Origin of the sequence: Pseudoteredinibacter isoporae (assembly GCF_011602085.1) — a bacterium.
Classification (GTDB): Bacteria; Pseudomonadota; Gammaproteobacteria; order Pseudomonadales; family Cellvibrionaceae; genus Pseudoteredinibacter; species Pseudoteredinibacter isoporae.
The window spans coordinates 1,813,334-1,837,506 of sequence record NZ_JAAONY010000001.1 but is presented as its reverse complement, the minus strand read 5'-3'; the positions used below and the strand labels follow the sequence as shown (position 1 = coordinate 1,837,506).

Genomic DNA, 24,173 nt, shown 5'->3' with positions numbered 1-24,173 from the left:
AGCCCCTTAGTAGGAGCTATTTTAGTTCATTTTTGGCGCCCTCCACTACTTTAGCGGGAGTTTTGGCCAAAAGTTTAAGCAATCAACAAATAATTGGCATCTGGGGTCTTAGTTCACCCCATGCATGCCTTTTTTCAGGATCGGAGAGATAACAATCATGAAAATACCGACGCCAACACCCAACCACATCAGGAAGGTGTACAACTCAGTGTAAGTGCCAACAATGGAGGTAACGTCACTTAAGTCTGTCGTGCTCGTATCGATGGACGCCATTTTGGCAATACGCTGAGCCACAGTTTCAGCCAGAGCCGTTGCCAGGAACCAGGTACCCATTGCCATGCCAACAATACGGTGCAGCGACAACTTGGTTACCGCCGACAAACCCACTGGTGACAAACACAGCTCACCCATGGTGTGCAGCAGATACGCGAGCACCAACCACCACATGCTGATACGACCCAGATCATCGGTAGACTGCGCACCCAATACCAAGGCACCGAAACCCAGACCAGCCAGTACAATGCCCAAGCCGAATTTCACAGCCGCATTCGGGTTCATGCCACGCTTGGAAAGCTGTACCCAGATCCAGGCAAAGGGCAGCGCCAGCAACATAATGAAGAAGGCGTTCAAAGAACCAAACTGGGATGCGGTAAATTCAAAACCGCCAAAGCTACGATCCACCACACGGTCAGCGTACAGCGTCATGGAACCCGCGCTCTGCTCAAACAGCGACCAGAACACGATGGTTGATGCGATCAGGACCAGAAGCACCAACATTCGATGAATGTCTTCTTTGGTACCTTTCTGAACCGTGTACGCCAAGAGACCCACACCCGCCATCACCAGCAAAGCCTGCTGACCGATAAAGACGATGGGCTCGTGCTGAACCACAAACCAGAACAGCGCCAGGCTCGCAAAAGAACCCAGGTAAATCGCCCACTCTTTCGTTAGAGGACCAATCGCTTTCTGCTTCATCACCTCAGGATCATTGGGCTCAGCCAGACCATTGAGATATTTTTGCCCCCAGATAAAGGTCACCAGACCCAGCAACATGCCGATACCGGCCAAGCCGAAGCCGTAGCCCCAACCGTAGGTTTCACCCAACCAGCCACAAACTACGGTAGCGATAAAGGAACCAATGTTGATACCCATATAGAAGATGGTGAAACCGGAATCGCGGCGCTCATCACCCTCGGGGTAAAGCTGGCCCACAATGGTAGAGATGTTTGGCTTCAGAAAGCCCACACCCACAACGATCAGCGCCAAGGCCAGGTAGAACACCTTCAATGCCGCCAGATCCTGAATTTTGATGGTTTCCTGCAGCAGGGTACCTGCCGCAATCACTTCACCGTTCGCCAGCGTCACCGCCTGCTCAAGCACAGTGCCCGCTTCATACTGAACCGCCTGATGGCCTTCTACCGCCATCAACAAGTGACCCAGTACCAGCAACAAGCCGCCAAACAATACCGCTTTACGCATCCCCAGATAGCGATCCGCCAACACCCCCCCGATTACCGGCAGCGCGTATACCAAACCCGTGTAAGAACCAAGAACTTCCAGGCCCATGTCATCGGTAAACAAGTGGTATTTGGTCAAATAAAGAAGCAGCAGATACTTCATGCCGTAGAAAGAGAAGCGTTCCCACATTTCTGTGGCAAAGCAGATATAAAGACCTTTTGGATGACCAAAAAGGTCCCCGGCCGTATCCGGCTGGGCAGCAGCAGTTGCAGTCATAACATCGCCTGTTGTTGTAGTGATTATGGGCTTAACCGCCGGCACCCCCAGGGCCGTTGACGTCCGATATGCCCCCATAAATGGCGACTTTCGAGCAGGTGCAGAAAAGCATTAGGGCTGAAACGATCCAGCCATCCCCCCCCTCAACCCGATCAATGAGAATATTCAATAAATTCGGCGATAACCAACTGTGTTGCTGACCCAGCGCCTGTAGTAGAATGCCCGCCTATTTTCGCCCCAGCCGGGGCTATGACACAGATTTCAAGCGAGACAAGACACTATGGGCTTTAATTGCGGCATTGTTGGCCTTCCCAATGTAGGTAAATCCACTCTCTTTAACGCCTTGACCCAGGCGGGTATTGGCGCCGAGAACTTTCCGTTTTGCACCATCGAGCCTAATGCCGGCGTGGTAGCCGTTCCCGATCCACGTCAGGACAAACTGGCCGCCATCGTGAAGCCTGAAAAAGTCATCGCCACCACCATGGAGTTTGTGGACATCGCCGGTCTGGTTGCTGGCGCCTCCAAAGGCGAAGGCCTGGGTAACCAGTTCCTGGCAAATATCCGCGAAACCGATGCCATCGCCCACGTAGTGCGCTGTTTTGAAGATGAAAACGTGGTCCACGTTGAAGGCCAGATCAATCCCGCTGCCGACGTTGATGTGATCAACACCGAACTGGCCCTGGCCGACTTGGAAAGCTGCGAGAAAGCCCTGCAACGCTTCACCAAAGCCGCCAAAGGCCAGGACAAAGACGCCATCAAGATGAAAGCCCTGATGGAAAAAATCCTGCCGCATCTGAACGAAGCCAAGCCACTGCGTTCATTCGGCCTGAACGAGGATGAACTGCAGCAACTCAAGCCGCTCAGCCTGCTGACCCTGAAGCCCACCATGTACATCGCCAACGTGGATGAAGAAGGCTTTGAGAACAACCCGCACCTCGATACCGTAAAAGCCATCGCCGCCGAAGAAAAAGCCGTTGTCGTGCCGATCTGTAACAAGATTGAAGCCGAGATCTCCGAGCTGGACGACGATGAAAAAGCGGAATTCCTGGAAGAACTTGGCCAGGAAGAGCCAGGCCTGAACCGCGTAATCCGTGCCGGTTATGAGTTACTGGGCCTGCACACCTACTTTACCGCTGGCGTCAAAGAAGTGCGCGCCTGGACCATCCCTGTCGGCGCAACCGCACCGCAGGCGGCCGGTAAAATTCACACCGACTTTGAAAAAGGCTTTATTCGCGCCGAGATTGTGAGCTACGACGACTACATCGACAACAACGGCGAAGCGGGCGCAAAAGACGCCGGCAAATGGCGCCTGGAAGGTAAAGACTACATCGTAGCCGACGGCGACGTTATCCACTTCCGCTTTAACGTATAAGCCATGCATCAGCCCAGCGATCGTTGGCAGCTGGGCTTAGCCCTCAGCCTCTTCACCGCCCTGCTCTGGGGCTCACTGCCAGTGGCCATTCAAGGGCTGCTGGCAGCCATGGATACCAATACCATCATCTGGTACCGCATGCTGATCTCCACCGCCATAGTGGGTGGTTACTACGCCCTGCGCGGCGGCTACCAGTGGCGTAAAATCACCAAGCCGAAAATCGGCCTACCCATGCTGGTGGCCATTACCGGCCTCTGCGGCAACTACTACCTGTGGGTACGCGGGCTCGACCTGTCCAGCCCCGAAGCCGCCCAGCTCACCATTCAAGTCGCCCCCATGCTGCTGTTGCTGGCCAGCGTCTGGCTTTATAAAGAAGCCTTCCGGGGCTGGCAGAAGATCGGCGTCGTCGTGTTCACCATCGGCCTGCTGCTGTTTTTCAATCACCGCCTGCCCAGCCTGTTCGCCGCTGAAGGCGACAGCCAATACAACCTGGGCGTCGGCATCGTATTGGCCTCGGCCGTATGCTGGGCCATCTACGGCCTCGCGCAAAAACAGCTGCTTAAAGAATTCGGCTCACAAGAAGTTCTGCTGACCATCTATATAGTGGGTACCCTGCTCTTCCTGCCACTGTCCAAGCCCGAGCAAATTTTTGAGCTGAACCAAACCCAGCTCTACTGCCTGATCTTCGCCAGCATCAACACCGCGCTTTCCTACGGCGCCTTCGCCATGGCCATGGAACACTGGCAGGCCAGCCGCGTCAGCGCCACCATCACCATCGTGCCGCTCACCAGCCTGTTTTTCGTGCATCTGGCAGCTTGGGCACTGCCCGATATGATCCAGGCCGAAAGCCTGAACTGGATAAGCTGGCTGGGCGCCCTGCTGGTGGTTGGCGGCTCCATGACCACCGCACTGGTCAGGCCCAAACTGCCCGCAGCAGAAAAGTGAAAAAAAGCTGAAAAATTAAGCCCTTAGCCCTTGACAGAGAAACACCAAATAGCCAAAATACGCGCCCTCTGAGACGCACCCAGGTGTGATATTCAGAACTTAGTGGCTAGGTAGCTCAGCTGGTTAGAGCACAGCACTCATAATGCTGGGGTCGGCGGTTCAAGTCCGCCCCTAGCTACCACTACATATAAAAGAAGAGCAGGTTAGGATTGACTAACACTGCTCTTTTTTTTGTCCACCAATTTGTCCATATAAAACTGGAATTCACTTCATTTTTAGAATTACAGCGCTCCCGCGCTTAGGCACTTCAAAAGTCAACTTCAGTTTTCTCTTATTAGTCGGCAACTGGGGTAGAAGGTGCATAGAAAAATGCAACCCACAAAATACTATGTCAGCTCCGATGGTAGCCCCGTCTTTCTCTAAGGGCGACACCTGTACAATTTGGGATATCTGAAAATCCAACCCTTGAGGCATAACATTGGTCAACGCCACATAATCAAGAACACTATTCTCGCTAAAAACCGCTCGAGCTAAATCATCAGTATCTACGATAGGCTTATATTTGAAGTCATCAATAAAATTGATAAACGTCTTTAAAGTCCAGCGACAAAAAAACTCATAGTCTGCATATTTCATATGAGTGATTAATTTTCGGTTTCCCGCAGAACCCATAACCTTTTCCACTCTGGCATGGATATATTCAAGATGTTGCCTCACCTTCTGAGCCTCTGCATCGTACGAAGATAAAGCCATATTATGCTTTTGACACAAGCATTTTTTCACAGCACGCTTTTTGGGAATAACCTTCCCGGATTTAGCAAAGCTCAACCCTTCTAGATAAATAAAATCATCGGTAAAAATACCACTTGAGACATAATGCTCTCGAGATTGAACACCTCCGCATTCAGACACCTCACGAGCCCAGCAATTCACAACCTTACCCATTTTGGACACCTAAAGACTTGCATTAAAGAGTGGTCAAAATAACCGCATAAAACATAAATGTCAAAATATAATTCTGTAAAAATGGTTTTATTGTTATCAATTGTATCGCAAAATAGATACTTTGCAGCTTATCACGCCAGCCTCAAATACAAATTTTAGACAATCCTAATTTAACAATCTGATCCATATAGTCGGGGGCCAAATGTGCATAGCGCATCGTTATCTTTAAGTCGGAATGCCCAAGGACCCGCTGCAGAGTAAGAATATTTCCCCCATTCATCATAAAGTGACTAGCAAAAGTATGGCGTAAGACGTGAGTCATTTGACCAGCGGGTAGCTCAATACCTGTTCTATCGAGTGCCGACCGAAAAGCGCTTTTACAACTGGAAAATAAATTAGGATACGGACTTGGAAATGATACGTTTCTGATTTTCTCAATGAGCCACTCTGGCACAGGCACAGCCCTCACCTTTCCATTTTTTGTATCCACAAACCTAATTGCATTGGGCAGAAGGTTTGAACGTTTTAATCCGTTAGCCTCACCCCACCTTGCACCTGTCATCAAACAAATACGCGCGACCACCCCAGTATGGTTGTTTCGTGATTGATCGCATTCTCTTAACAGAAGAGCTATTTGATCTTGTTCCAAATAGGAGAGCTCGGTTTCAGGCACTTTAAATGTCCTGATTTTCCTTAATGGGTTTTCACCTGTATACAAACCAAGGCGATCAAGCTCAGAAAAAACAGCACGTAAATAACGCGTTTCATGATTCACAGTGCTGATAGACACATCTCTTAAACGCTGTGTTCGGTACTCCACAAAATCTGCTGTTTCAAATTCTGATACTTTGGGATTTCCAATCCTTTCAATAATGGCAATTAATCTACTGTATCGGTACTTATGATCTTTTAAAGAAATTCCATGGTTGTTATACCAGAGGTCAACCAGTTGCCTTAGTTTGTAATCAAAGCCAGGAATTGCTTTCTTATCATCATATTCTTTTTGAACTTTCAGCATCGCTGCTTGAGCTTCTCGCTTAGTTGCAAACTCTCTGCGATATCGATAGCCGCCTTCACTGACCTCCTCCCTGAAAATCGAAGCGGTCTAAACTAGAGAATTCTGGCAAAATCAGGTAGCCAACGGAGCTGATTTACCATGAAAAAGACCAAATACACAGAGCAGCAGATCGCATTTGCCCTGCGCCAGGCGGAAGCGGGCACCCGGGTCGCTGAAGTCTGCCGCAAGATAGGGATTTCAGAGGCGACTTTTCACAATTGGAAAAAGAAATACGGTGGACAACGAATACACATTCTCTTGCAACGCGAAGGCTGGCGAGTCAACCACAAGAAAGTACTGCGCATCTACCGCGAAGAAGGCCTAAATATACGTAGTAAGCGCCCTCAAAGGCGGGTGGCAGCGGCACACCGAATGGAGCGCCCCAACATCACCACCACCGATCAGTGTTGGAGCATGGATTCTGTGGCGGACAACCTGTTTGACGGGAAGCGAATAAGGGCGTTAACTATAGTCGATAATTTTAGTTGCGAGTGCATGGCGATTCACGTTGATCACGGCATTAGTGGCGAGCATGTTGTTGGGGTAATTGATACGATCCAGCAACTACACGGTCGCTGTCCTGAACGAATACAGGTCGATAACGGAAGCGAGTTTATTTCAAAGGTATTAGACAAGTGAGCTTATGAGAACCAAGTCACCTTGGATTTCTCCAGGCCTGGAAAACCGACGGACAATCCATTTATTGAATCGTTCAATGGCAGCTTTCGGGATGAGTGCTTGAATAGCCACAGGTTCATGTCACTGAAAGATGCGCGGGCTAAAATTGAAGAGTGGCGAGTCGAATACAACGAGTTTCGACCGTATTCGTCATTGGAAAATATGACGCCGATCCAGTATCGGGATCGGCATCGAGAAGCTGAAAATTTCTAGTTGTGGGTGCTTCGATTTCTGGTAGGGCCTCATCAAAGCTTGACATAACAGGCACAAACATTAGAAAGGACGCTTATGAAGAAGCATATAAGGCCTCTCAGAACGGCATGAACAATCTAAGTCTGGAACATAGGATTAGGTATCTAGCAATTCTTCAATTTATAGATAACATTCCTCAAAAAAACCAATGGAAATGCTATCAGATACGATTCTGAGCACTAAAGGGACTATCAGGATAAGCTGAACCCGAAACATAAATAACCATCCCAGTTGGGAGTGGTAACTAGCATGAGTGCCAATCAGGCAATAATTAAGCACTAGGAAAATGAATAAAAGATTTAGTTTTAAACTATTAGTGTGGAATTTTTTCTACGCAATATTGGCACTACTAGCACTACCTATAATTTTGATAATCGTAATGGATATTGTCTGGCCTGCGCCGTCTTGTCAAGAGGACTCTGAAGCTGTTGCATACGCAAGATCACTTTCTACTGAGAGGTTGGCGCGACTCTATAGAGATATGGAGCTTTACTCGCATAGAGAAGATATCCAGCTAGACGGATACCAATTTGGAAATGAAAGATATGAAGTTCCTAAAGAATTTTCGGATCTTAAAGTGAGAAAGATCCGGCCGAAAGATGGGAGCATCATGGTTGAGGGGTGCTTTGATCATTATATCTACCTGACATTCAAAGGCGTCGGAAGACTAGCCAAGCCGGGAGAGAAAAAGAAGATTATACTGAATTGGGGGGAGCATCCTCCAAATATAGGAACGCAGGTGCTATGGTCGGAGAACTGAAAGCAAACAACAAAACCACCAATTCACTCAACCCCATTACAAAGACGCCAGGCAATAAATAATGAATGAAGCCACAAAGGAATTAGGGCCAAGTTTCTATGCATTCGTTGCAACGATCATTTGCCTTTCATACTAAGGCTGTCATTAAAAATCCGCGAAGTTCAACCCAAATAGAGTAAAGACTTAAACCGAGAAAAATTAACCCAAATAACTAACCAAATACTGGACATTTTACTCGATGCGAAACACGAAGGAATAAATCCACATGGGTTCCATGTTTCTCTAATCGTGCCTAATTGAGGGATAGTCGACAGACACATCCCCAGTCGACTCAGCAGTCTCCAAAATATCTAATACTGGAGAGATGTTAAGCTCAGAGGGTACGTTAACTGCGTAATATCCATCTATTACGCCTGTCTCAACTCCACATCCTAGAGCTTTCAACTGTTCTATAACGCCTGTTATTTCAGACTTAACATATACCCAAACCGTGCTATTGCCAGACTCCGATACTACTTCGTCTATTTGGTATTCCTTCCGACCAACCTCGATGACGGATATCAAGTCATCGAAAGAAAGGTTATCTACATAGAATGGGATATTTTTCACTCGCAGATATTCACCTTCACACTCACAACAAATAGACTCTATAGAAACCGGGAATGGACCTATCTGATCTTCAGTCAATAGAAATGAAATTTTAACCCCGTTAGATTTAATCATTACTTCCTTCGTTTCCTAATTCTCGTACCCGTTTGGAATCTATCTGTATATGATCTCTTTGAGCGCTTTTACTTAACCCCTCCAGAAGAACTTACACACTTACAAGTTTGATTATAGCGGGCATCCCTTCATTCCTTTGTTTGTATTCCTACCATTAAGATCACTCAACAAAATCATACCTTAGTAATTTTGGCAAACTTCCATATTTAAAAAATTCATTGAGGGTATTTATAGCTTCATCTTTACTAAGGCAACGACTAACTTTGATAGGGTTGGGCTCACCAAATGTTACATTTTGACCATCACCTATGTTAATTGACTCTAAGTTTTGTGATGTCAGAGCGTTATACTCGCTGTCATTTTCGTCAAAAAAAGTCAACGCATAAACACTGCCAGCCCATTCACACATAAAGTATGCTCTAGTATACCTACTCGAACCAAAAAAGAATCGTTGCCAAAATGGCCTTTGGCCAACATCAGCACATAGGAATATTCGCCCTTGACCTGAGGATTCCAATTCAAAAATGACTTTTTGGACGACGTTAGAGTACTCATGTAGAACATGACGCTCTTCTCCAATTTCCAAGTAATACTTTTCATGCGTTTGAATATTCACATTGAAACCTACGAAATAAGACTCTAGTACTGGGCAACCCGAACGCCAACTTATAAATTAATAGCTATAAGTTGCGATACGCAGCTGTCAGAGTTGCTCCATGTATTCCTAAATTGGTGTATTTAAATGTACTCAGCGTAACACATTGCTTAAAAAACTTAGCTCCATTCCCTACACTGCAAAATAACTCTCAAAAAAATCTCAACTCACGCATGAGTAGGCAAAGGCCAGACAAGGCATTGCACTGTTTCAGAGGCCTGATTGGTAGCAAAGGGAGAATACCACCTTCCGTTAAGGGCTCGAATCTTTACTTAGAAGTGACGGTATAAATAATCAACTGAAACTTGTAAAATATGAACGGCACCGCCAAGTATCCAGAGAACTGGTGGCTATCCACTGTTTTAAACTTTGTGCATCTAAAGGAATATTGACATGAGACCTGGGATCGTCAACATCATCTACTTTGTATTGACTTTATTGATAGCTGGATCTGCAATGCAAATAATCTCCATTTTTAGTAAAACTAGTGAAAGCGGGAATTCTGCTTTGTACAACTCTAGTCTTTCGATTGTCGTATTTGTTGCAGCATTCATATCAATAATTGCAATGGCGAAAAGAATCGTTTGGTCTCGTGTAGCCGCATACTCAATTATTGGACTTCAAGCACTGGTGACTGTCGGCACAGGTATATTTCTAGCTATTTTAAGTGAAAGTGGAGCTGCAATATCGATACCCTATCTATGCTACGGCTTACCTATGCTGTTTCTGGCATACAAAACTTATTCGAGTACGCCACTAAAAGAGTATCTGGCAGATGCATAGAAACCGCAGTTTTCCGACCGAATGCTGAAGCCCTAGGCGGTTAATGTTTAACAAGTGTAAGGCCCCATTACTCCTCTATAAAACCACCCTCAAGGGACTCATAATGCTGGGGGCGGCGGTTCAAGCCCACCCCTAGCTACCACCATCCCGAAAGGGCCGGCAGGTTAGCAACCCTGTTCCTTTTTTGCTGAGCGCCCACATCATTGCCCACCTTTAAATCACGCAACAATTCCACACTCTTGCCAATATTCCAAATACACTATTAACGCGTAATTCACAATATAGTCCAGATTTTTTGCAACAAAGAAAAGTCAACTCATCTGTAAAATATTTAATCTAAAAATATCAAATTTTCAGCTTGCATCGGCGCACCCATAGACTAGCCTTAAAATCAAGACTCCAGGATTACACCCTAAGTAATATTGGCCGCAGTATACTGCGGCATTTTTTACAATTAAAAACAATCTTACACAACGGTTAAACCATAGGCACCTAGTCCCAATGCTCTTCCAAGAGCCCTACCTCAGCTTCCTGATCTTAAGAAACAAGAATAGACCCCATCGCTCACAACCAACTTCGACCGAAACGTCAGTTTTAATCATACGTTTCATATTTATACATCGCCTCCAAACAACATAGCGGCTGAAAAACAACTTACCATTTAGGACGTTTAAATTCAGATGAAAAATAAAATCTGCTTCTTAAATGTGAAATAAATACAAATATCAATCGTGCAAATTTTGACGGCAATAAAGATCTAAAATTCCACAAAAAAACAAAATCTCATTTAGCTTTGAAAACCTGAAAGTTCGTCCTAAAATACAATTACGACGAACGGCAAATTTGAAAAAAACATCTATTCAGTGAAATCCTAAAACCAATCATTTTTAGATGAAAAATATAATAAGTTCATAAATACATATAGCTTTAAAGATAAAAGCTGCTTCATTTAACGCAGGTTAGTTGAATTGTTCAATGGTAATTACATTCTTATAAGCATCACGCTTATCGTTAGCGCATCCATCTCTGCCTCAAACAAAAACAAATTAGGTTTTGATAATTTAGATCAGGCGAATATCCTATATATAAGTTCTTGGAACAAGGATTTACCCTGGCAAAGAGATATCGAAAGCAGCCTGAAAAGCCAACTTACTAAAGACCCAAGAGACATAAATCTTTTCACGGAATATCTAGACTCTTCCAGGTTCAATCATCGTAACTATTACGAAGAATTTAAAAATTATTTGTCGAAGAAATATAGTTTTAAAATCGACCTAGTAATAACTCAATCTGACCCTGCCGCGATATTTCTCAAGTCGTTTCCCGAACTACTTCCCGGTACAAAAAGATTCTATGTTAGCTCAAATTCAAATGTACTTCCGGAAGGCAATGACATTCAAACTCTAAATATTCTTGAGGATTTTGACACGTCAATTTCAGAAGCAATCAAGGTTTCAGGAGCTAAGAACATCTACATAATTGGTGATTCATCTGAAGATGATGGGGACATCCGAATTTCCAACATAAGGAAATCAGAGAAAAATATTGGTAGCGGTGTGAATTTTCACTACCTAATCGATGTTCCATTTGATGAACTGATAGATAGAGTTTCAGAACTTAGTAATGAAAGCATTATCTATTACGCCCTCATCTATAATACTGGAGACAAAAAAATAACTCCGTACAAAGGCGCACAACTTCTATCAAAGTACGCCAATAGGCCAATATTTAGCCACTGGGATTCCCTAATAGGAAGCGGAATTATAGGTGGGTATTTAATTTCAGGAGAAGCCTTGGGCATAGCTATATATCAAAATATCAATGCCTTTTTGTCGAGTGAAAGTCTGATGTCCATTCAATCCGACAAGATAGCCAAGAAACACATATATGATTGGCATCAGACAGTTCGCTGGAATATAAACCTTAACAACATATCAGAAGGATTCATCATACGTAATAAGCCTCCCACCTTATACGAACAGTTTAAAGTACAAGTAATTGGGGCTGCATTAATATTTATCACTTTAATCCTTCTCACGGGCTCCTTAATCATAAGCAACACAAGAAGAAAGGTACTGGTATCGGAACTGGAAATGGAAAGAGCATCTCTTGAAGAGAAAGTTGATCTAAGAACTGAAGAACTGAAGAACTTAACAGGGAAGCTTTAAAAGCAAAAAAACTGGCGAGAACAGATACCCTCACAGGACTCAACAATAGATTGGCATTTTCTGAGTTCAGTGAGCTTGTATCGAAGCAAGCATTAAGATACCTACATCGGTACTGTGTATTGATGATAGACATCGATTACTTCAAGAGAATTAACGATCGTTATGGCCATTCTACCGGAGACAATGTCATTCGAGATGTTGGGCGGGCAATCAAGGATAACTTCAGATCAACAGATATCGTGGGAAGAGTGGGAGGAGAAGAGTTCTCAGTAATCCTGCCCGAAACAAAAATTTCAAATGCTATCTACATCACTGAAAAATTGAGAACAAATATCGAATGCTTAGTTTTCCATGCGAACAATGAAAAGATAAAAATCACAGTCAGCATTGGTATTGCAGAATACACCTGCAATGGTGAATCAATAGAGTCAATAACAAAATACGCAGACAAAGCTCTATATACAGCAAAAAGAAGCGGTCGAAACAGATTGATGGTTTACAAACCCTGACTCAAAAATCAGGAATTAAATCATTCGTTACTAGCACAAACAGTTTGAATTAGAGCATGTATTCATCGAGATAGTAGAGGAAGTAACTATGGATCACCGCGTGAGAATCGGCTATCTAAGCAAATACCCAGAAGCCGTCGCAAACTTAGGGGGAGACCCTAAAAGTCTCTCTCAACGCTGCAACATACTATTCGAAACATTCGAAGATGAAGACAATACCATCTTATACTCTCAGGTTATCGACTTGATGGAACTTACGGCATATCATCTTAGAAAACCAGATTTTGGGCTATACCTAGGAAGCCTTCAAAAGATCGACGCGCTAGGCCCTATATCTGTAGCGTTAAAAAGGTCAGAGAGTGTCAATCAAGCTATTCAGTGTATAGCCCAACTAATACATATTCAGAGTCCCGCTATACACATCCATGTTGATGAAAATGATCCAGACTGCGTAAAAATTATCATCGACATAATCACATCAGATCTCTCCCATCAGGATATGCTTCAAAATGTAGGCTTAACGCTAACTTCATGTCAAGAGATTTTAAGGCAACTAATTGGGGCACAATTTAAGCTCTTGAAAATTGAAATACCACACGATCTAATGTTTTCCTCAACCAAATACTCAGATTATTTTGATTCAGATATCGAATTCAATTCGGAAAGCATGGCCTGGCACATTCCCAAGGATATGTTTAACTTACCGCTTTCCTTAAGCTGATAACCGATTTTAATTGGTAGAGGTAATACTTATGAAAAATTCCGTACGAATCGGTGGCTTAAATGGCTACATTGAAGTAGTAACACAACTAGGAGGAGAGCCTGGAAGATTTTTAAACGAATGTGACATTCCAATGGAAGCTTTCGAAGATGAAGACAACACGATTCAGTATCACCAACTCGTAAAGCTTTTGGAGCTAACCGCACAAGAATTGAAGAAACCAGATTTTGGGTTATATTTCGGCACCCAACAGAAAGCTAATATATTTGGCCCCATATCTATTGCGATGCAGACAGCAGAAACTGTTGGGGATGCCATGAAATGCGCTGCTCGCTTCCTTCATATTCAAAGTCCAGCCCTGAATTACTATGTAGAGGACAATGGTTCCGACTTTGTTAGAGCCATAATTGACGTTAGCATTCCCGAACTAACACACAGAGAAATGCCTCAAAACCTCGACAGAGGAGCAACCGTCGGCCAGGAAATCTGGAAACAGCTAGCTGGAGATAAGTTTAAGGTTTTAAAAGTAGAGATACCACATGAAATCAATTTCCCTAGATCACTCTACGAAAATTACTTTGATGCCGAATTGGAGTTCAACTCTCAAAGCATTGTTTGGCATATTCCAAGAGAAACATATGAAGCTCCAGTTCCCCTTCGCTGTAAAACGCTTCACAAATTCGCTTCAAGCTATCTTGAAGATCAATTCCCTAAAAAGAATGAACGCCTTACTGTAAGAGTGGAACGCACCATACGCAAACATTTGGAGACTGAAGACTGTTCAAGAGAGTGGGTTTCTGAAGCTTTTAATCTACACCCAAAGTCTTTACAACGCATGCTCACCAAGGAAAATTCAAACTTCGATGCAATAAAAGATAGAGTTCGTAGAGAGAGAGTTACGTATTACCTTTGCAACACAAATGCCTCATTCTCAAGAATAGCTGACTTAGTCGGATACAGTAGTCAGGCAACCCTCAGCAGAAGCTGTCAACGCTGGTTCTCCAAATCACCCCGAGAGGTTCGAGGGCTTAGCAAATCCGATAGACCTATATACGAACAAAACCCTAGTCACACTGAAATTCGGAATTTAGACACATGAGGGATTTATGGCACTTCACGACCTAGAAAAAGAAAAAAAGCGCGCCACAATAGTTAATCATATTATTAATATACTGATGGACGCAGAGCGCGAGGGCTACGACCCCAGAGGTATCGTGGATGAAGCTATGATACTGTTTACTTCTCCCACAAAAGACTGGGACCCTATAGAATAGTGAATTGCTACCGATTTTCCAGATATCTTTCAACCGGAGAAAATGGCATAAAGAGAGTTGTTTATGAACAACCCATGTCACCCCGAAGACATCTTGTCTATTTACTTTTTAAGCTGACGCCCTACTCCAACAATCATTAGCAAACCCATCATCACTACAAATCCATAAGGTGCTACCGGCACTCCAGTTGCATTTGAGCTTGAAAGCGGAACCCTGAGTAAAGGGGAAAGAACATACAAATGCCTAGATACAGCCGAATTACCTGTATAAGCCCAATTTTGATCGGTTAAATCATAATCGCCAACACCACACCCAGTACCTCCTGCGCCTATAGGACGAGTAGTATTGGGGGGAGGCCCCGGATCAGCGGCCATATTCCCGAACGCATCAAAGCCGGTATATGCAAAATTGGCAGGAGGTAAAACGTTTCCGTTTTCGTCAATATCAAACGTATTAATCAAATCAGTCCCACCACCGACTGCATTACCATCAAAGAGGTCGGACCTATTATTTGCTACCAAGTTGCCTGCGATATTATAAATGGGTTGGGTGATATTGTTGTTAAATGCCGGGCCACTCGCAGCTACTGTATTCGTGATAATTCCTAGAGCGTCCAACCTTTCATGAATATACAAAGCCTGCCAACCAGTAATGCTGCTGGTTAAGGTTCCCGTACTTGCCGCGGTAGTAGCCAGGTTAATTGCCAAAGTATCATCAACAGGAGTAATGGCCCCTCCTGTTGTATCAGGAGTAGGTCTTCCGTGACACAAGTTGGCTGTACCGCTAGTAGTAAAAATCACAAAAAATTCATCGCCAGGGTTTAGTCCCGCTGGGATAAGGGCAGCAGGAGCATCTACTTGGGCAAATACACTTCGACAGCTAAAAAGACATAACAACAATAGACTTCGAGCTATACGCATTGAAAAGGATTCCTTTCACTATGGTACTTTAGAATGAGTTCGCAACCGTATATTGATATTCAGTGTATTTCAAGCTGTATAATTACTGATCGCCACTTTAGGGCGTGACGTGTACTAAAAAAATGTAGGGGTGAGCCGCCACCAGCTCAATTGCTGTCTATAGAACCAAGAATCGAAATTCATATGGACATCCCAGTCTGTTGCCCATTTGTGTAGTCAAATCGATACCATTTGAAGCTGTAAACACCTCTGAAGCCCCATTCTTTAGCAATAAAACCACCCTCAAAGGACTCACAATGCCGGGGTCAAAATCTCAATCAGACATTGAATGAAACATTTTCAACAAGAACACTCATCCAACGTCAAAATCGTTCATTATGAGTCGGCAATTGCCAAATAGAGTGATCAAGTTCGAAACGGTTGAAGATTTTCTTTGCATCCTCCACGCTCCACTTAGTCCAATCCTGGTCTAAGTGCTTTCCATACCAGACCTTGGAAAACTCCCAAATTTTATTAATTGCTTGAACATCCCCCATGGAAATTGAGTGGCGTCGACACCAATCCTCAACATCTTCTTTCGACTCAAACATAAGCATAGTGCTACAGGTAAAGGTCACATTATCCCAGGCCTTAGCCATTGGAATGGGGAAATGAACAAACAGATTATCATTGACTATTTTCCCATCAATAATTTCAATCACTGTTTGCTTTGATTCTCCGCCCAAGGTCGTTGTGATTGTTAAGTCCTGCTGAAGAAGCGCTGCAGCACCAAGAGAGCACCATGCGCAGTTTCCCCACCAACTTCCCGATTTCGATTCAATCCAAAAGTTTGTAGGAGCGGTAGAGAATGGATGCATAACCCAGACCTCAGATGACTGAGGATGTAAGACAACGCCGTGATAATCCTGCAAAGCATGCAGCGCATCGACTATTTCGCTTTCTGTCTTATTAAAAGCCTGCTTTATGTCGTCAATTTTAGGGGCATATCCTTGGTTGACTATTTCACTCATGATGAAAAAATGAAGACTTGAATGATTTAACTCCATATTTTCCCCTTAAAAATTTCGCTTGATGGGTTTAGCTCCATTTTCACATTGCTCACCCAATCAGTCGCCATCTATGGAATTGAGCAAAGAAATGAGCATGGACAATCCAATCTATTAGCTATCTCTGCGATCGAATGGATGAAGAATACCCTCTAATGTTCAAATAAGAAAATAAGCATCCCTCATCCTAAAACCGGCATCAGAAATAGCAGCTCCACATCAGGTTCCCACACAGTTGTGATTCTGCTGAATTTACGTCAACATTTGAGCTGATCAGAACATCTGGGTTTTGTCCATAACGATTGGAGATATTGAGTTGACGCTGGGTTATTTCACGGTCGCCATTTTGTGCGGGGTTTCGTTCACTGCACCACTTATGATTTTGTTGGCGTCCGGCCATTGGGGATATCGTTACGCAAACCAGTTCTTGTTATCGTTGCTCGGTTTGAGCTGCCTGTTAGCACTTTTTGTAGCAGGGAGTCGTGAATACAGCGGCCAGGGCAATTTGGCCTTGCTTGCCCTATTTGATCTGCAACTTCTATTTGGCCCTCTCTTGTATTTTTACGCCCGTGCACTTACCGATACTGAGTTTAAAATGCGGTCAGTGCAATACTGGCACTTTGTCTTACCTCCCGCAGCCATGCTGGTATGGTTTGGCCAGCTGCCTTTGGAAGAAACGGATTGGCTGGTAATTCCTTGCGCTGAGGATAGCGGATGCTCGCTCATGACTCGCGCTCGATTCTCACACCGCGTGGCAGGCTATCTGTCGATTGCCGCTTATACTTACTCTGCACTGCAGTACCTGCGCCCCTATCGCGAAAAAATCAGGGCCACACATTCGTCTATAGAAGATCTCGAACTCAATTGGCTGCGCTGGTTGTTATTGTTTTTCTTTGGCGCTGCGTGTCTCGGTATCCTGGCCGAAATACAACTTATTGCCTGGGGCTCGTTTCTGTTGGCTCCAGGACAAGTGATTGCTCTGTTCCCGCTATTGATCAGTATTCTGCTGGGTATTTTTGGTACAAAGCAGAAAGCCATTCACTTTGAGATGGATATCGACCCCAAACCTCAGCAGGACAAACCGACACCCCAGAAGAAATATCAAACCAGCAGTTTGGGGCAGGATGATGCAGCCCGCTTGTGGCAGCGCTTGCAGCAACTTATGAATGACGGGCGTCCCTATCTCGAAAACGGCCTCAAAATTTCAGACCTGGCCAAGCGTCTTGAGGTCTCAGTCAGTCATTTATCCGAGACGATTAACGGTCACGCCGGGCAATCTTTCTATGAGTTCATCAATTACCACAGGGTCGAAGAAGCGGCGCGCATGCTAGGCAGCTCGGATCTTGACTATCTTTCGATTAGCGATATTGGCTACCAGTCGGGGTTCAATTCCAATTCGGCGTTCTTCGAGCATTTCAAAAAATTAAAGGGATTCACCCCCAACCAATACCGAAAACAAGCACGCGAAATGTAAAATTCAACACTGTTTTAGCTATCCGGGCAAATCAGAACAACGCTCCAAAAGCAGGTAAGCTATTGAATTAACAGGTTTTATTTTTCTTTATTTGCACATCAAGAAGATTCTCTCGCTCAATTTCCTCCGAATTTGCAAACTCGGATTACCCACCCCAAGTCACTTGCTCAAATGTACTTAGTCGCCTGTGAACCAAGCCTAAACCGGGCACGGATTTCACAATAATAAATAACAAGAACTGCAAATGCCGAGAGAGACCGACATGCTCAATTCCAACGCACCTGCCCCACGAATAGCAAACCCACTGACTCAATTATCTGCCGCTGTCTGCGCCGGCGTACTGTGCCTGAGCGGCCAAGTACAGGCTCAGGAAACACTTGAGGAAATTGTAGTTACGGCCCAGAAACGCGAACAGAGTTTGGTAGATGTACCGATATCGGTTACTGCGATGAGCGCTCAGACCCTGGAACAAACCGGTGTTCGTCGCCTTCAGGAAATCGCGGAATATGTACCTAACCTGCAAATTGGAGGCAATTCTGGCCGAGATACCACAGTTCAAATAAGGGGGGTAGGCTCTTCAAGCCGTAACATTGGTTTCGACTCTCGTGTAGGCGTCTATGTTGATGGCGTATACACCGGCCAGTCCCCTGCCAGTAATCAGGACATCCTGGATCTGGAACGCGTGGAGGTACTGCGCGGCCCCCAAGGCACCCTATTCGGAAAAAACAATGTGGCCGGCGCGATCAATATGATCACTAAAAAGCCGGCGCAGGAATTTGGCGGTGATGTACGTGTCGAGTTCGGTAATCTCGATTCCCGGCGAGTGACCGGGATACTCGACGTACCTTTGGGAGATACGGTATTCACCAAACTCTCCGTCAACGATATTGCGCGTGATGGGTTCGTTAAAAGCCTGAATACCGGAAATAAAGGTGGCGAACAGGACAGCACGACGGCACGGTTCCAATTGCTTGCTGACCTGAATAGCGATCTGGAAATGAATCTGGCTCTGGATTGGACCAAACTGGATGATCAATTGAGTCGCTCCCGACGCAGAATTGCCAATAATTCAGGTCAAATCGAGCCGGAACTGAACGAATTTGAAACGCTGAACAATGTTGATTTCACCGAAGATCGCGAGCTCAAAGGTATGGCGCTTTCGTTTGACTGGGCGCTAAATGACGGTTACCAGGCAAAGTCCATAAGCTCTTATCGTGAAACAGCAATCGACACATTATCTGATTTGGATGCAGGCGCTCGCTGGGCAGAGTCGCCCTTACCGCCCGGTTTCCCACCGCTGAACATTGATTTTGCTTTCGGCATTACCAGCGATGTTGAACTGCGCTTTATGGAGGAATACAAACAATTTACTCAGGAATTCCAGCTGTTGTCGCCTACGGATGGCGATCTGCGCTGGGTGGCGGGCCTTTATTATTATGAACAAGAAGGTTACTCCGAGCGCGACGCGATCAGCCACTACGACCCCAATCACCCTTTCTATGCCAGCGGTCGATTGCCATGGCCTGGTGATATTACTTACACCTTGCGAACCCAAGGTACCGTCGATACTACCAGCTACGCCGCTTACTTAAACGGTGAGTACGACCTGGGCGAGCGTTGGACACTGGGGTTGGGCGCGCGCTACACCAAGGAAGATAAAGACGTTGACTACACCATGGACCCTAGCGACGCGGCACCGGATGTACTCGGTGTAGGCGTGACACTGAACGCAGCCTTCCGCTTTGCGAACGATCGCCTGTTGGATAATCGTAGTGATACCCATTTATCCTGGGAAGGTAGCTTACGCTACGATGTCAGCGAAAACTCCAACGCTTACTATCGTGTCTCAACGGGTTTCAAAAGCGGTGGCTACAATCTGGATTTTATCACCATTGATGCCTGGGAAGCCGGAATTGAATTCGACAAAGAAGAAGTCATCAGCCATGAACTCGGGATCAAAGGCGAGGTTTTCGACAACCGACTCTCTTACGGTCTCGCGTTATTTTATGCGGAGTACGAGGACTACCAAGTACAGCAGTTTCTCGAATCCGCTGATGGAGTCGCCGGGGCAGCCGTTATTGGCAACGCCTCGGAGGTCGAAACGACCGGGCTGGAATTTGAAATGAAGGCATTGTTAATGCCCAACCTGATACTCGATTTCGCCGTTGGCCTGCTGGATGCCAAGTACAAAGATTTCCCGGGTGGCGACAGAGATAACAATGGCAACACCGTGAACCTGAAAGGAAATCGACTGCCCGGTTCACCGGAACATACCTTGAACCTAGGACTCCAGTACTACCTTCCGGTAGAAACATTTAACGCTGAGGCGTTGTTTCGCATCGACTATGCCTATTCCGGTGACGTGTTTGGCGGAGGCAACAATCGAGAAGAAAAAACACGACGCCTGGCAGACGGCAGCAGCATTGATTATCGCTACATAAAAGATCGACGATCGCTGAATGCGCGCATCGGTCTGAAATCCGAAAACGGTAACTGGTACGGCTCTATCTGGGGCCGCAATCTCACCAATGAAAATGATTATTTTATTGGGGAAGATATTTTTGGCACCTACGGCACCCTTGATTCATTGCCGCGCACCTATGGCATCGAAGTGGGATACCGCTTGTAACGTCTGACCGCAGTAAGGTTTAACTCCTTTCCGCCTGCTTTGCAGGCGGCCATTCGGTGTTCAAGGAATTCGAAATGAAACGGATCGTATTACTTTCTGTTGCTGCCATTGCTCTTGGCTTGGTCGCGTCGACCATCTGGTACAACTATTTTTTAAACCGTTATCAGGTGGACGGACAGCTGGAGCTTACCGCGCTTGAGCAGCCTGTCACGGTGCATCGGGACCAATATGGCATTCCCTATATCCACGCTCAAAACTACGCCGACTTATTGCGAGCCCAGGGTTTTATCACCGCTCAAGACAGAATGATGCATTTAGAAATGTTCCGACGGATTGTCGCCGGGCGATTGTCTGAGCTGGTAGGCGAAAGCGCTCTGGATTCTGATATTCGCGCCCGAGTATCCGGCTATTATCAAGCCGCGAAACGTCACGCACCCTTGTTGTCCGAAGACGCGCGATCATTCTTGCAATGGTATGTCGAGGGAATCAATGCCTTCATCGAGAATCGTCAAGATGAATACCCGCTGGAATTGAAGCTTTTAGGGGTTGTCGACGCGGAACCCTGGACCGTGACCGACGCACTCTCCATTTTATATTTCGGCAGTTCGATTCATGGCACGAACCTGAAAGGGGAACTCTTGTCCCAAGCCATTCGTGATGAGCTGGGAGAAGAAACTTTGCAAGCGTTGCTTCCCATCAACACCAACCCGGATCGACGCAAGGCTCCGCTCAAAACGGGTTATGACAATATTCAGAACCTCTCCATGAAGTTCGCGGGGATGGCTCCCTTTGCTGAAGGGGCTCCTCCCCTGTTCGGTTCGAATAACTGGGTCTTGTCTCCACAGAAATCCGCAAGCGGCCACGCCATGGTCACTAACGACCCTCATTTAGATGGCAGCCAGTTACCCGGCATGATGTATCCGGTAGGACTTTTCGCCCCAGGCATTCGATCTATCGGCCTAACGATGGCGGGTATTCCCGGGCTGTTAATCGGTCGAACCGACCATGTTGCCTTCGGTGTTACCAACGCCTATGGCGACAGTCAGGACACTTACATCGCGCAGATAGATCCGAGTCGCCCTGAGCATTATTTGCAAGGCGATAGCTCTCTCCCCTTTAAGACCCACCGTGAAACCATCCGGATCAAATCCGATAAAGGCTTTCGAGAGCATGCATTGGAAATTCGATCTACCACTCGCGGCCCAGTGATTTCGGATCATGAAGTCTTTGGGATTCATGGCGATTTGATCATCAGTGCGCGCTGGGCTGCCAATAACCATCACCGCTCCGAGATTGGAATTAATCGATTTCTCACGGCAGAAAATACACAGCAATTTGAGGAAGCCATCCACGACGTTGACCTGCTCTACTTTAACTTCGTGTTCGCTGACCGCGAGGGAAACATCGGACAGCGGGCGTCAGGCCTGGTACCCACGCGGGTGCACGGTGGTGCCACACCGACCTTGGCGAGCAATGAAGACAATTGGAACGGTTACATCCCCAAACACGAAATGCCGGGAGGGCGAAATCCCGAGCGAGGATGGCTGGGTACGGCCAATCATGACACGCGTGGTGACGCCTACCCTTACTATTATACTTCCCACTTTGCACCAAACTATCGTTACATCCGAATGATGGAAGTGCTGGATTCAAACGACACACTATCGCCTCAACAAAGTTGGGACCTGATGCGGGACAATCGCAACACCTTAGCCGTGAAACTTGCCCCCTTGATGGCGAATTGGCTGCGCGGTGACCCGCAGACAAAACCCCTGGCCGAATTGCTCGACAGCTGGAACTATTTCGACCATTCAGATTCAGTGGGCGCAAGCGTTTTCCACACGGTGTATGAAATTATGGCTCCACTGTTATTTGAGGATGAAATGTCACCACAGCTGCACAGTCAGTTCATGAAAAACCGATACTACTGGCAGCAGCGACTGGATTACGCTCTGTTAGCAGGAAGCTCACAGTGGTTTGACGACCAACGCACAGACACAGTAGAAGGAATTAAAGACATTGCAGTGCAAGCCGGCAAGCAAGCATTGACTCAATTACAGGAGACTCTGGGCGCTGAGAGTGACAACTGGACATGGGGCAACGCAAGCAAAATGGTGTTCGTCAGCCCATTGCGCAAGAAAGGACTTGGCCGTGACCTTCTGGGCGGCGGTGAGCACCCGGGCAGAGGGTCCCATGAAACGTTGAATCGCGGCGCCTATACAATCGACAACTTTCCCTTCGACACCAAATACATCGCAGTTGCCCGCATCGTGGCCGATTTTTCGGATGATGAGAAAATCATGGCGGTCATCCCTGCAGGAAATGTCGCCCGCCAAGGGCACCCCTGGATGATGTCACAGCTGGACACTTACCTGGACGGAAAGTGGATACCCTGGTGGCGCAATGAACGTCGCATTGTCGAACACGCTCAACACACACTGACACTGCAGCCCAGTCGGTAGACTCCGACATGACAACACTTCAATTCTTCGTGACGAACGAAAAGCCTTAACACTTGCGACTCAAGCACTGCTCCTCTTCACGCTTGATGTCGCAGCGTGTTATTTCTTCTTTGACAAAGCGTCCTACCCAACGCTTACATCAGCGTTCAAAAGAGCGGCTTATATCATCCTGGAGATGATTGCTTGAAAACAGTGTTCTTAGATTGAAGAAAAAAGCCAGATGTTATGGACACCTGACCCAATCAGAAATAATCAAGCGATTTAAGGGTGAGACAGAGCAATACCGTCAAGTTAGGTACTCGTTGGCAGGCCCTATCGCAAGTCTCAGGATTGAAGCCGGTTTTACGGCATATAAACCAGTTCTTTCGACACCAAAATCGTGGAGCGCGACCAGTCAACGAAATTCAACTCATCCGCGTAAAACTTCTTAATGAAGTCCTGAACCTTTTCCGTAGGCCATTCCTTCTCGAGAAACTCTCGTTCTACCCACAGTTCCGCCACACCATCAAACTCTGGTAGCAGTCCGGTACGCACGCTCACCACGGCCTTACGTTCCGGGATGTCCAAAGTGTGAGTCTGAATGTATCGTTTGACGCCCAGTGCTTCAAAAGACCCTTCACCTCCCGCTGCCGGATGTTTATTTGACCAATAGTCCAGAAACTGTTCGCGAGTCATGCCAGCCTTGCGGCTCATAAGGTAACTGATTTTGACCATTGGTTTTGCCGCATGTTCTTCAGTAGCCGGTTTTTGCGGTGCACCGCTGGTTGCGTATTCACTGCCAGCGATACTCAGTGAAGGCATAAACACGGCCAGTATCAATACATTGAGCAGGGCCAAGCGTTTATTGAAATTCGATAATTCTTTAATCATTACGAGTGTTCTCCAGTTACGATGGAAACGGATTTACTCCGTTCAAAAAGTCGTTGCCACGCTGCCCACAATAACGTCAGCGCTCGGCGGTTTTTTACCAGTTTCCTTGCTAACCCAGACTTGAGTCGTCGTAGCTCGCTCAATGGCCTGAGCTGAGTACATCCATGCTTGCCTTATGGTATAAAGTAGCCATAAG

19 protein-coding genes, 1 tRNA gene and 1 pseudogene are annotated in these 24,173 nt (G+C 46.1%); 13 read left to right on the top strand and 8 right to left on the bottom strand.

Annotated features, from left to right (window positions below; genetic code table 11):
• Positions 1–108: 108 nt before the first annotated feature.
• Positions 109–1,734 (bottom strand): peptide MFS transporter, encoded by a 1,626-nt coding sequence (locus G8768_RS07945; protein ID WP_166848825.1) that lies wholly within the window; start codon positions 1,732–1,734, stop codon positions 109–111.
• Positions 1,735–2,014: 280 nt separating this feature from the next.
• On the opposite strand from G8768_RS07945, the gene ychF reads away from it, so the two are divergent.
• The 3 genes from ychF (at position 2,015) to G8768_RS07930 (ending at position 4,232) form a co-directional block, all read left to right on the top strand.
• Positions 2,015–3,106, top strand: coding sequence for a redox-regulated ATPase YchF (gene ychF / locus G8768_RS07940; RefSeq protein ID WP_166848828.1), 1,092 nt, complete (start codon positions 2,015–2,017; stop codon positions 3,104–3,106).
• Between the two features lie 3 nt (positions 3,107–3,109).
• A complete protein-coding gene (locus tag G8768_RS07935) occupies positions 3,110–4,051 on the top strand; it encodes a DMT family transporter (protein ID WP_166848831.1) in 942 nt (313 codons plus the stop codon).
• Positions 4,052–4,155: 104 nt separating this feature from the next.
• Positions 4,156–4,232: transfer RNA gene (locus tag G8768_RS07930), tRNA-Met, on the top strand.
• A gap of 83 nt (positions 4,233–4,315) precedes the next feature.
• Here G8768_RS07930 and G8768_RS07925 read toward each other — a convergent pair.
• Together G8768_RS07925 and G8768_RS07920 are read right to left on the bottom strand one after the other, a co-directional pair.
• Positions 4,316–4,996 (bottom strand): hypothetical protein, encoded by a 681-nt coding sequence (locus tag G8768_RS07925; RefSeq protein WP_166848834.1) that lies wholly within the window; start codon positions 4,994–4,996, stop codon positions 4,316–4,318.
• Positions 4,997–5,138: 142 nt separating this feature from the next.
• Positions 5,139–6,014, bottom strand: coding sequence for a phage integrase (locus G8768_RS07920; protein ID WP_166848837.1), 876 nt, complete (start codon positions 6,012–6,014; stop codon positions 5,139–5,141).
• Positions 6,015–6,152: 138 nt separating this feature from the next.
• On the opposite strand from G8768_RS07920, the pseudogene G8768_RS07915 reads away from it, so the two are divergent.
• Both G8768_RS07915 and G8768_RS07910 read left to right on the top strand, forming a co-directional pair.
• Positions 6,153–6,944 (top strand): annotated as a pseudogene (locus G8768_RS07915) (IS3 family transposase).
• A 325-nt stretch (positions 6,945–7,269) separates the two neighbouring features.
• The gene (locus tag G8768_RS07910; protein WP_166848840.1) at positions 7,270–7,743 is read left to right on the top strand and encodes a hypothetical protein; all 474 of its coding nucleotides are present in this window, start codon (positions 7,270–7,272) and stop codon (positions 7,741–7,743) included.
• A gap of 282 nt (positions 7,744–8,025) precedes the next feature.
• Here G8768_RS07910 and G8768_RS07905 read toward each other — a convergent pair whose 3' ends face one another.
• Together G8768_RS07905 and G8768_RS07900 are read right to left on the bottom strand one after the other, a co-directional pair.
• Positions 8,026–8,466 carry a DUF4265 domain-containing protein gene (locus tag G8768_RS07905; RefSeq protein ID WP_166848843.1) on the bottom strand — a complete coding sequence of 147 codons (441 nt, stop codon included), beginning with the start codon at positions 8,464–8,466 and terminating at the stop codon, positions 8,026–8,028.
• Positions 8,467–8,626: 160 nt separating this feature from the next.
• A complete protein-coding gene (locus G8768_RS07900; protein ID WP_166848846.1) occupies positions 8,627–9,082 on the bottom strand; it encodes a hypothetical protein in 456 nt (151 codons plus the stop codon).
• A gap of 432 nt (positions 9,083–9,514) precedes the next feature.
• Between G8768_RS07900 and G8768_RS07895 the strand changes: the two genes are divergently transcribed.
• The 5 genes from G8768_RS07895 to G8768_RS07875 all read left to right on the top strand — a co-directional run bounded on the left by G8768_RS07895 (position 9,515) and on the right by G8768_RS07875 (position 14,401).
• A complete protein-coding gene (locus tag G8768_RS07895; protein WP_166848849.1) occupies positions 9,515–9,904 on the top strand; it encodes a hypothetical protein in 390 nt (129 codons plus the stop codon).
• Positions 9,905–10,872: 968 nt separating this feature from the next.
• On the top strand, positions 10,873–12,072 hold the full coding sequence (locus G8768_RS07890; RefSeq protein ID WP_166848852.1) for a hypothetical protein: 1,200 nt from the start codon (positions 10,873–10,875) through the stop codon (positions 12,070–12,072).
• Positions 12,073–12,083: 11 nt separating this feature from the next.
• Positions 12,084–12,581, top strand: a complete 498-nt coding sequence (locus G8768_RS07885; RefSeq protein WP_166853302.1) for a GGDEF domain-containing protein — start codon at positions 12,084–12,086, stop codon at positions 12,579–12,581.
• Positions 12,582–12,669: 88 nt separating this feature from the next.
• Positions 12,670–13,302, top strand: coding sequence for an AraC family transcriptional regulator ligand-binding domain-containing protein (locus tag G8768_RS07880; RefSeq protein ID WP_166848855.1), 633 nt, complete (start codon positions 12,670–12,672; stop codon positions 13,300–13,302).
• 31 nt (positions 13,303–13,333) lie between these two features.
• On the top strand, positions 13,334–14,401 hold the full coding sequence (locus G8768_RS07875; protein ID WP_166848858.1) for an AraC family transcriptional regulator: 1,068 nt from the start codon (positions 13,334–13,336) through the stop codon (positions 14,399–14,401).
• Between the two features lie 276 nt (positions 14,402–14,677).
• Here the strand turns inward: G8768_RS07875 and G8768_RS07870 are convergent, their stop codons facing one another.
• Both G8768_RS07870 and G8768_RS07865 read right to left on the bottom strand, forming a co-directional pair.
• On the bottom strand, positions 14,678–15,496 hold the full coding sequence (locus tag G8768_RS07870; protein ID WP_166848861.1) for a hypothetical protein: 819 nt from the start codon (positions 15,494–15,496) through the stop codon (positions 14,678–14,680).
• Between the two features lie 362 nt (positions 15,497–15,858).
• Positions 15,859–16,542 carry an alkylmercury lyase family protein gene (locus G8768_RS07865; RefSeq protein ID WP_166848864.1) on the bottom strand — a complete coding sequence of 228 codons (684 nt, stop codon included), beginning with the start codon at positions 16,540–16,542 and terminating at the stop codon, positions 15,859–15,861.
• Between the two features lie 316 nt (positions 16,543–16,858).
• Between G8768_RS07865 and G8768_RS07860 the strand changes: the two genes are divergently transcribed.
• The 3 genes from G8768_RS07860 (at position 16,859) to G8768_RS07850 (ending at position 23,107) form a co-directional block, all read left to right on the top strand.
• Positions 16,859–18,016 carry a helix-turn-helix domain-containing protein gene (locus G8768_RS07860; RefSeq protein ID WP_166848866.1) on the top strand — a complete coding sequence of 386 codons (1,158 nt, stop codon included), beginning with the start codon at positions 16,859–16,861 and terminating at the stop codon, positions 18,014–18,016.
• A gap of 262 nt (positions 18,017–18,278) precedes the next feature.
• Entirely contained in the window at positions 18,279–20,645 is a 2,367-nt protein-coding gene (locus tag G8768_RS07855; RefSeq protein WP_166848869.1) for a TonB-dependent receptor, read from the top strand.
• 74 nt (positions 20,646–20,719) lie between these two features.
• Positions 20,720–23,107 carry a penicillin acylase family protein gene (locus G8768_RS07850; RefSeq protein WP_166848872.1) on the top strand — a complete coding sequence of 796 codons (2,388 nt, stop codon included), beginning with the start codon at positions 20,720–20,722 and terminating at the stop codon, positions 23,105–23,107.
• Positions 23,108–23,449: 342 nt separating this feature from the next.
• On the opposite strand, the gene G8768_RS07845 is transcribed toward G8768_RS07850, so the two are convergent.
• Entirely contained in the window at positions 23,450–23,977 is a 528-nt protein-coding gene (locus tag G8768_RS07845; RefSeq protein ID WP_166848875.1) for an EthD domain-containing protein, read from the bottom strand.
• Between the last annotated feature and the right edge of the window lie 196 nt (positions 23,978–24,173).

Bases quoted from the DNA above. Each gene is read 5' to 3' on its own strand.
- G8768_RS07945 (WP_166848825.1), bottom strand. From the start codon at position 1,734: ATGACTGCAACTGCTGCTGCCCAGCCGGATACGGCCGGGGACCTTTTT.
- ychF (WP_166848828.1), top strand. From the start codon at position 2,015: ATGGGCTTTAATTGCGGCATTGTTGGCCTTCCCAATGTAGGTAAATCC.
- G8768_RS07935 (WP_166848831.1), top strand. From the start codon at position 3,110: ATGCATCAGCCCAGCGATCGTTGGCAGCTGGGCTTAGCCCTCAGCCTC.
- G8768_RS07925 (WP_166848834.1), bottom strand. From the start codon at position 4,996: ATGGGTAAGGTTGTGAATTGCTGGGCTCGTGAGGTGTCTGAATGCGGA.
- G8768_RS07920 (WP_166848837.1), bottom strand. From the start codon at position 6,014: ATGCTGAAAGTTCAAAAAGAATATGATGATAAGAAAGCAATTCCTGGC.
- G8768_RS07910 (WP_166848840.1), top strand. From the start codon at position 7,270: ATGAATAAAAGATTTAGTTTTAAACTATTAGTGTGGAATTTTTTCTAC.
- G8768_RS07905 (WP_166848843.1), bottom strand. From the start codon at position 8,466: ATGATTAAATCTAACGGGGTTAAAATTTCATTTCTATTGACTGAAGAT.
- G8768_RS07895 (WP_166848849.1), top strand. From the start codon at position 9,515: ATGAGACCTGGGATCGTCAACATCATCTACTTTGTATTGACTTTATTG.
- G8768_RS07880 (WP_166848855.1), top strand. From the start codon at position 12,670: ATGGATCACCGCGTGAGAATCGGCTATCTAAGCAAATACCCAGAAGCC.
- G8768_RS07875 (WP_166848858.1), top strand. From the start codon at position 13,334: ATGAAAAATTCCGTACGAATCGGTGGCTTAAATGGCTACATTGAAGTA.
- G8768_RS07870 (WP_166848861.1), bottom strand. From the start codon at position 15,496: ATGCGTATAGCTCGAAGTCTATTGTTGTTATGTCTTTTTAGCTGTCGA.
- G8768_RS07865 (WP_166848864.1), bottom strand. From the start codon at position 16,542: ATGGAGTTAAATCATTCAAGTCTTCATTTTTTCATCATGAGTGAAATA.
- G8768_RS07855 (WP_166848869.1), top strand. From the start codon at position 18,279: ATGCTCAATTCCAACGCACCTGCCCCACGAATAGCAAACCCACTGACT.
- G8768_RS07850 (WP_166848872.1), top strand. From the start codon at position 20,720: ATGAAACGGATCGTATTACTTTCTGTTGCTGCCATTGCTCTTGGCTTG.
- G8768_RS07845 (WP_166848875.1), bottom strand. From the start codon at position 23,977: ATGATTAAAGAATTATCGAATTTCAATAAACGCTTGGCCCTGCTCAAT.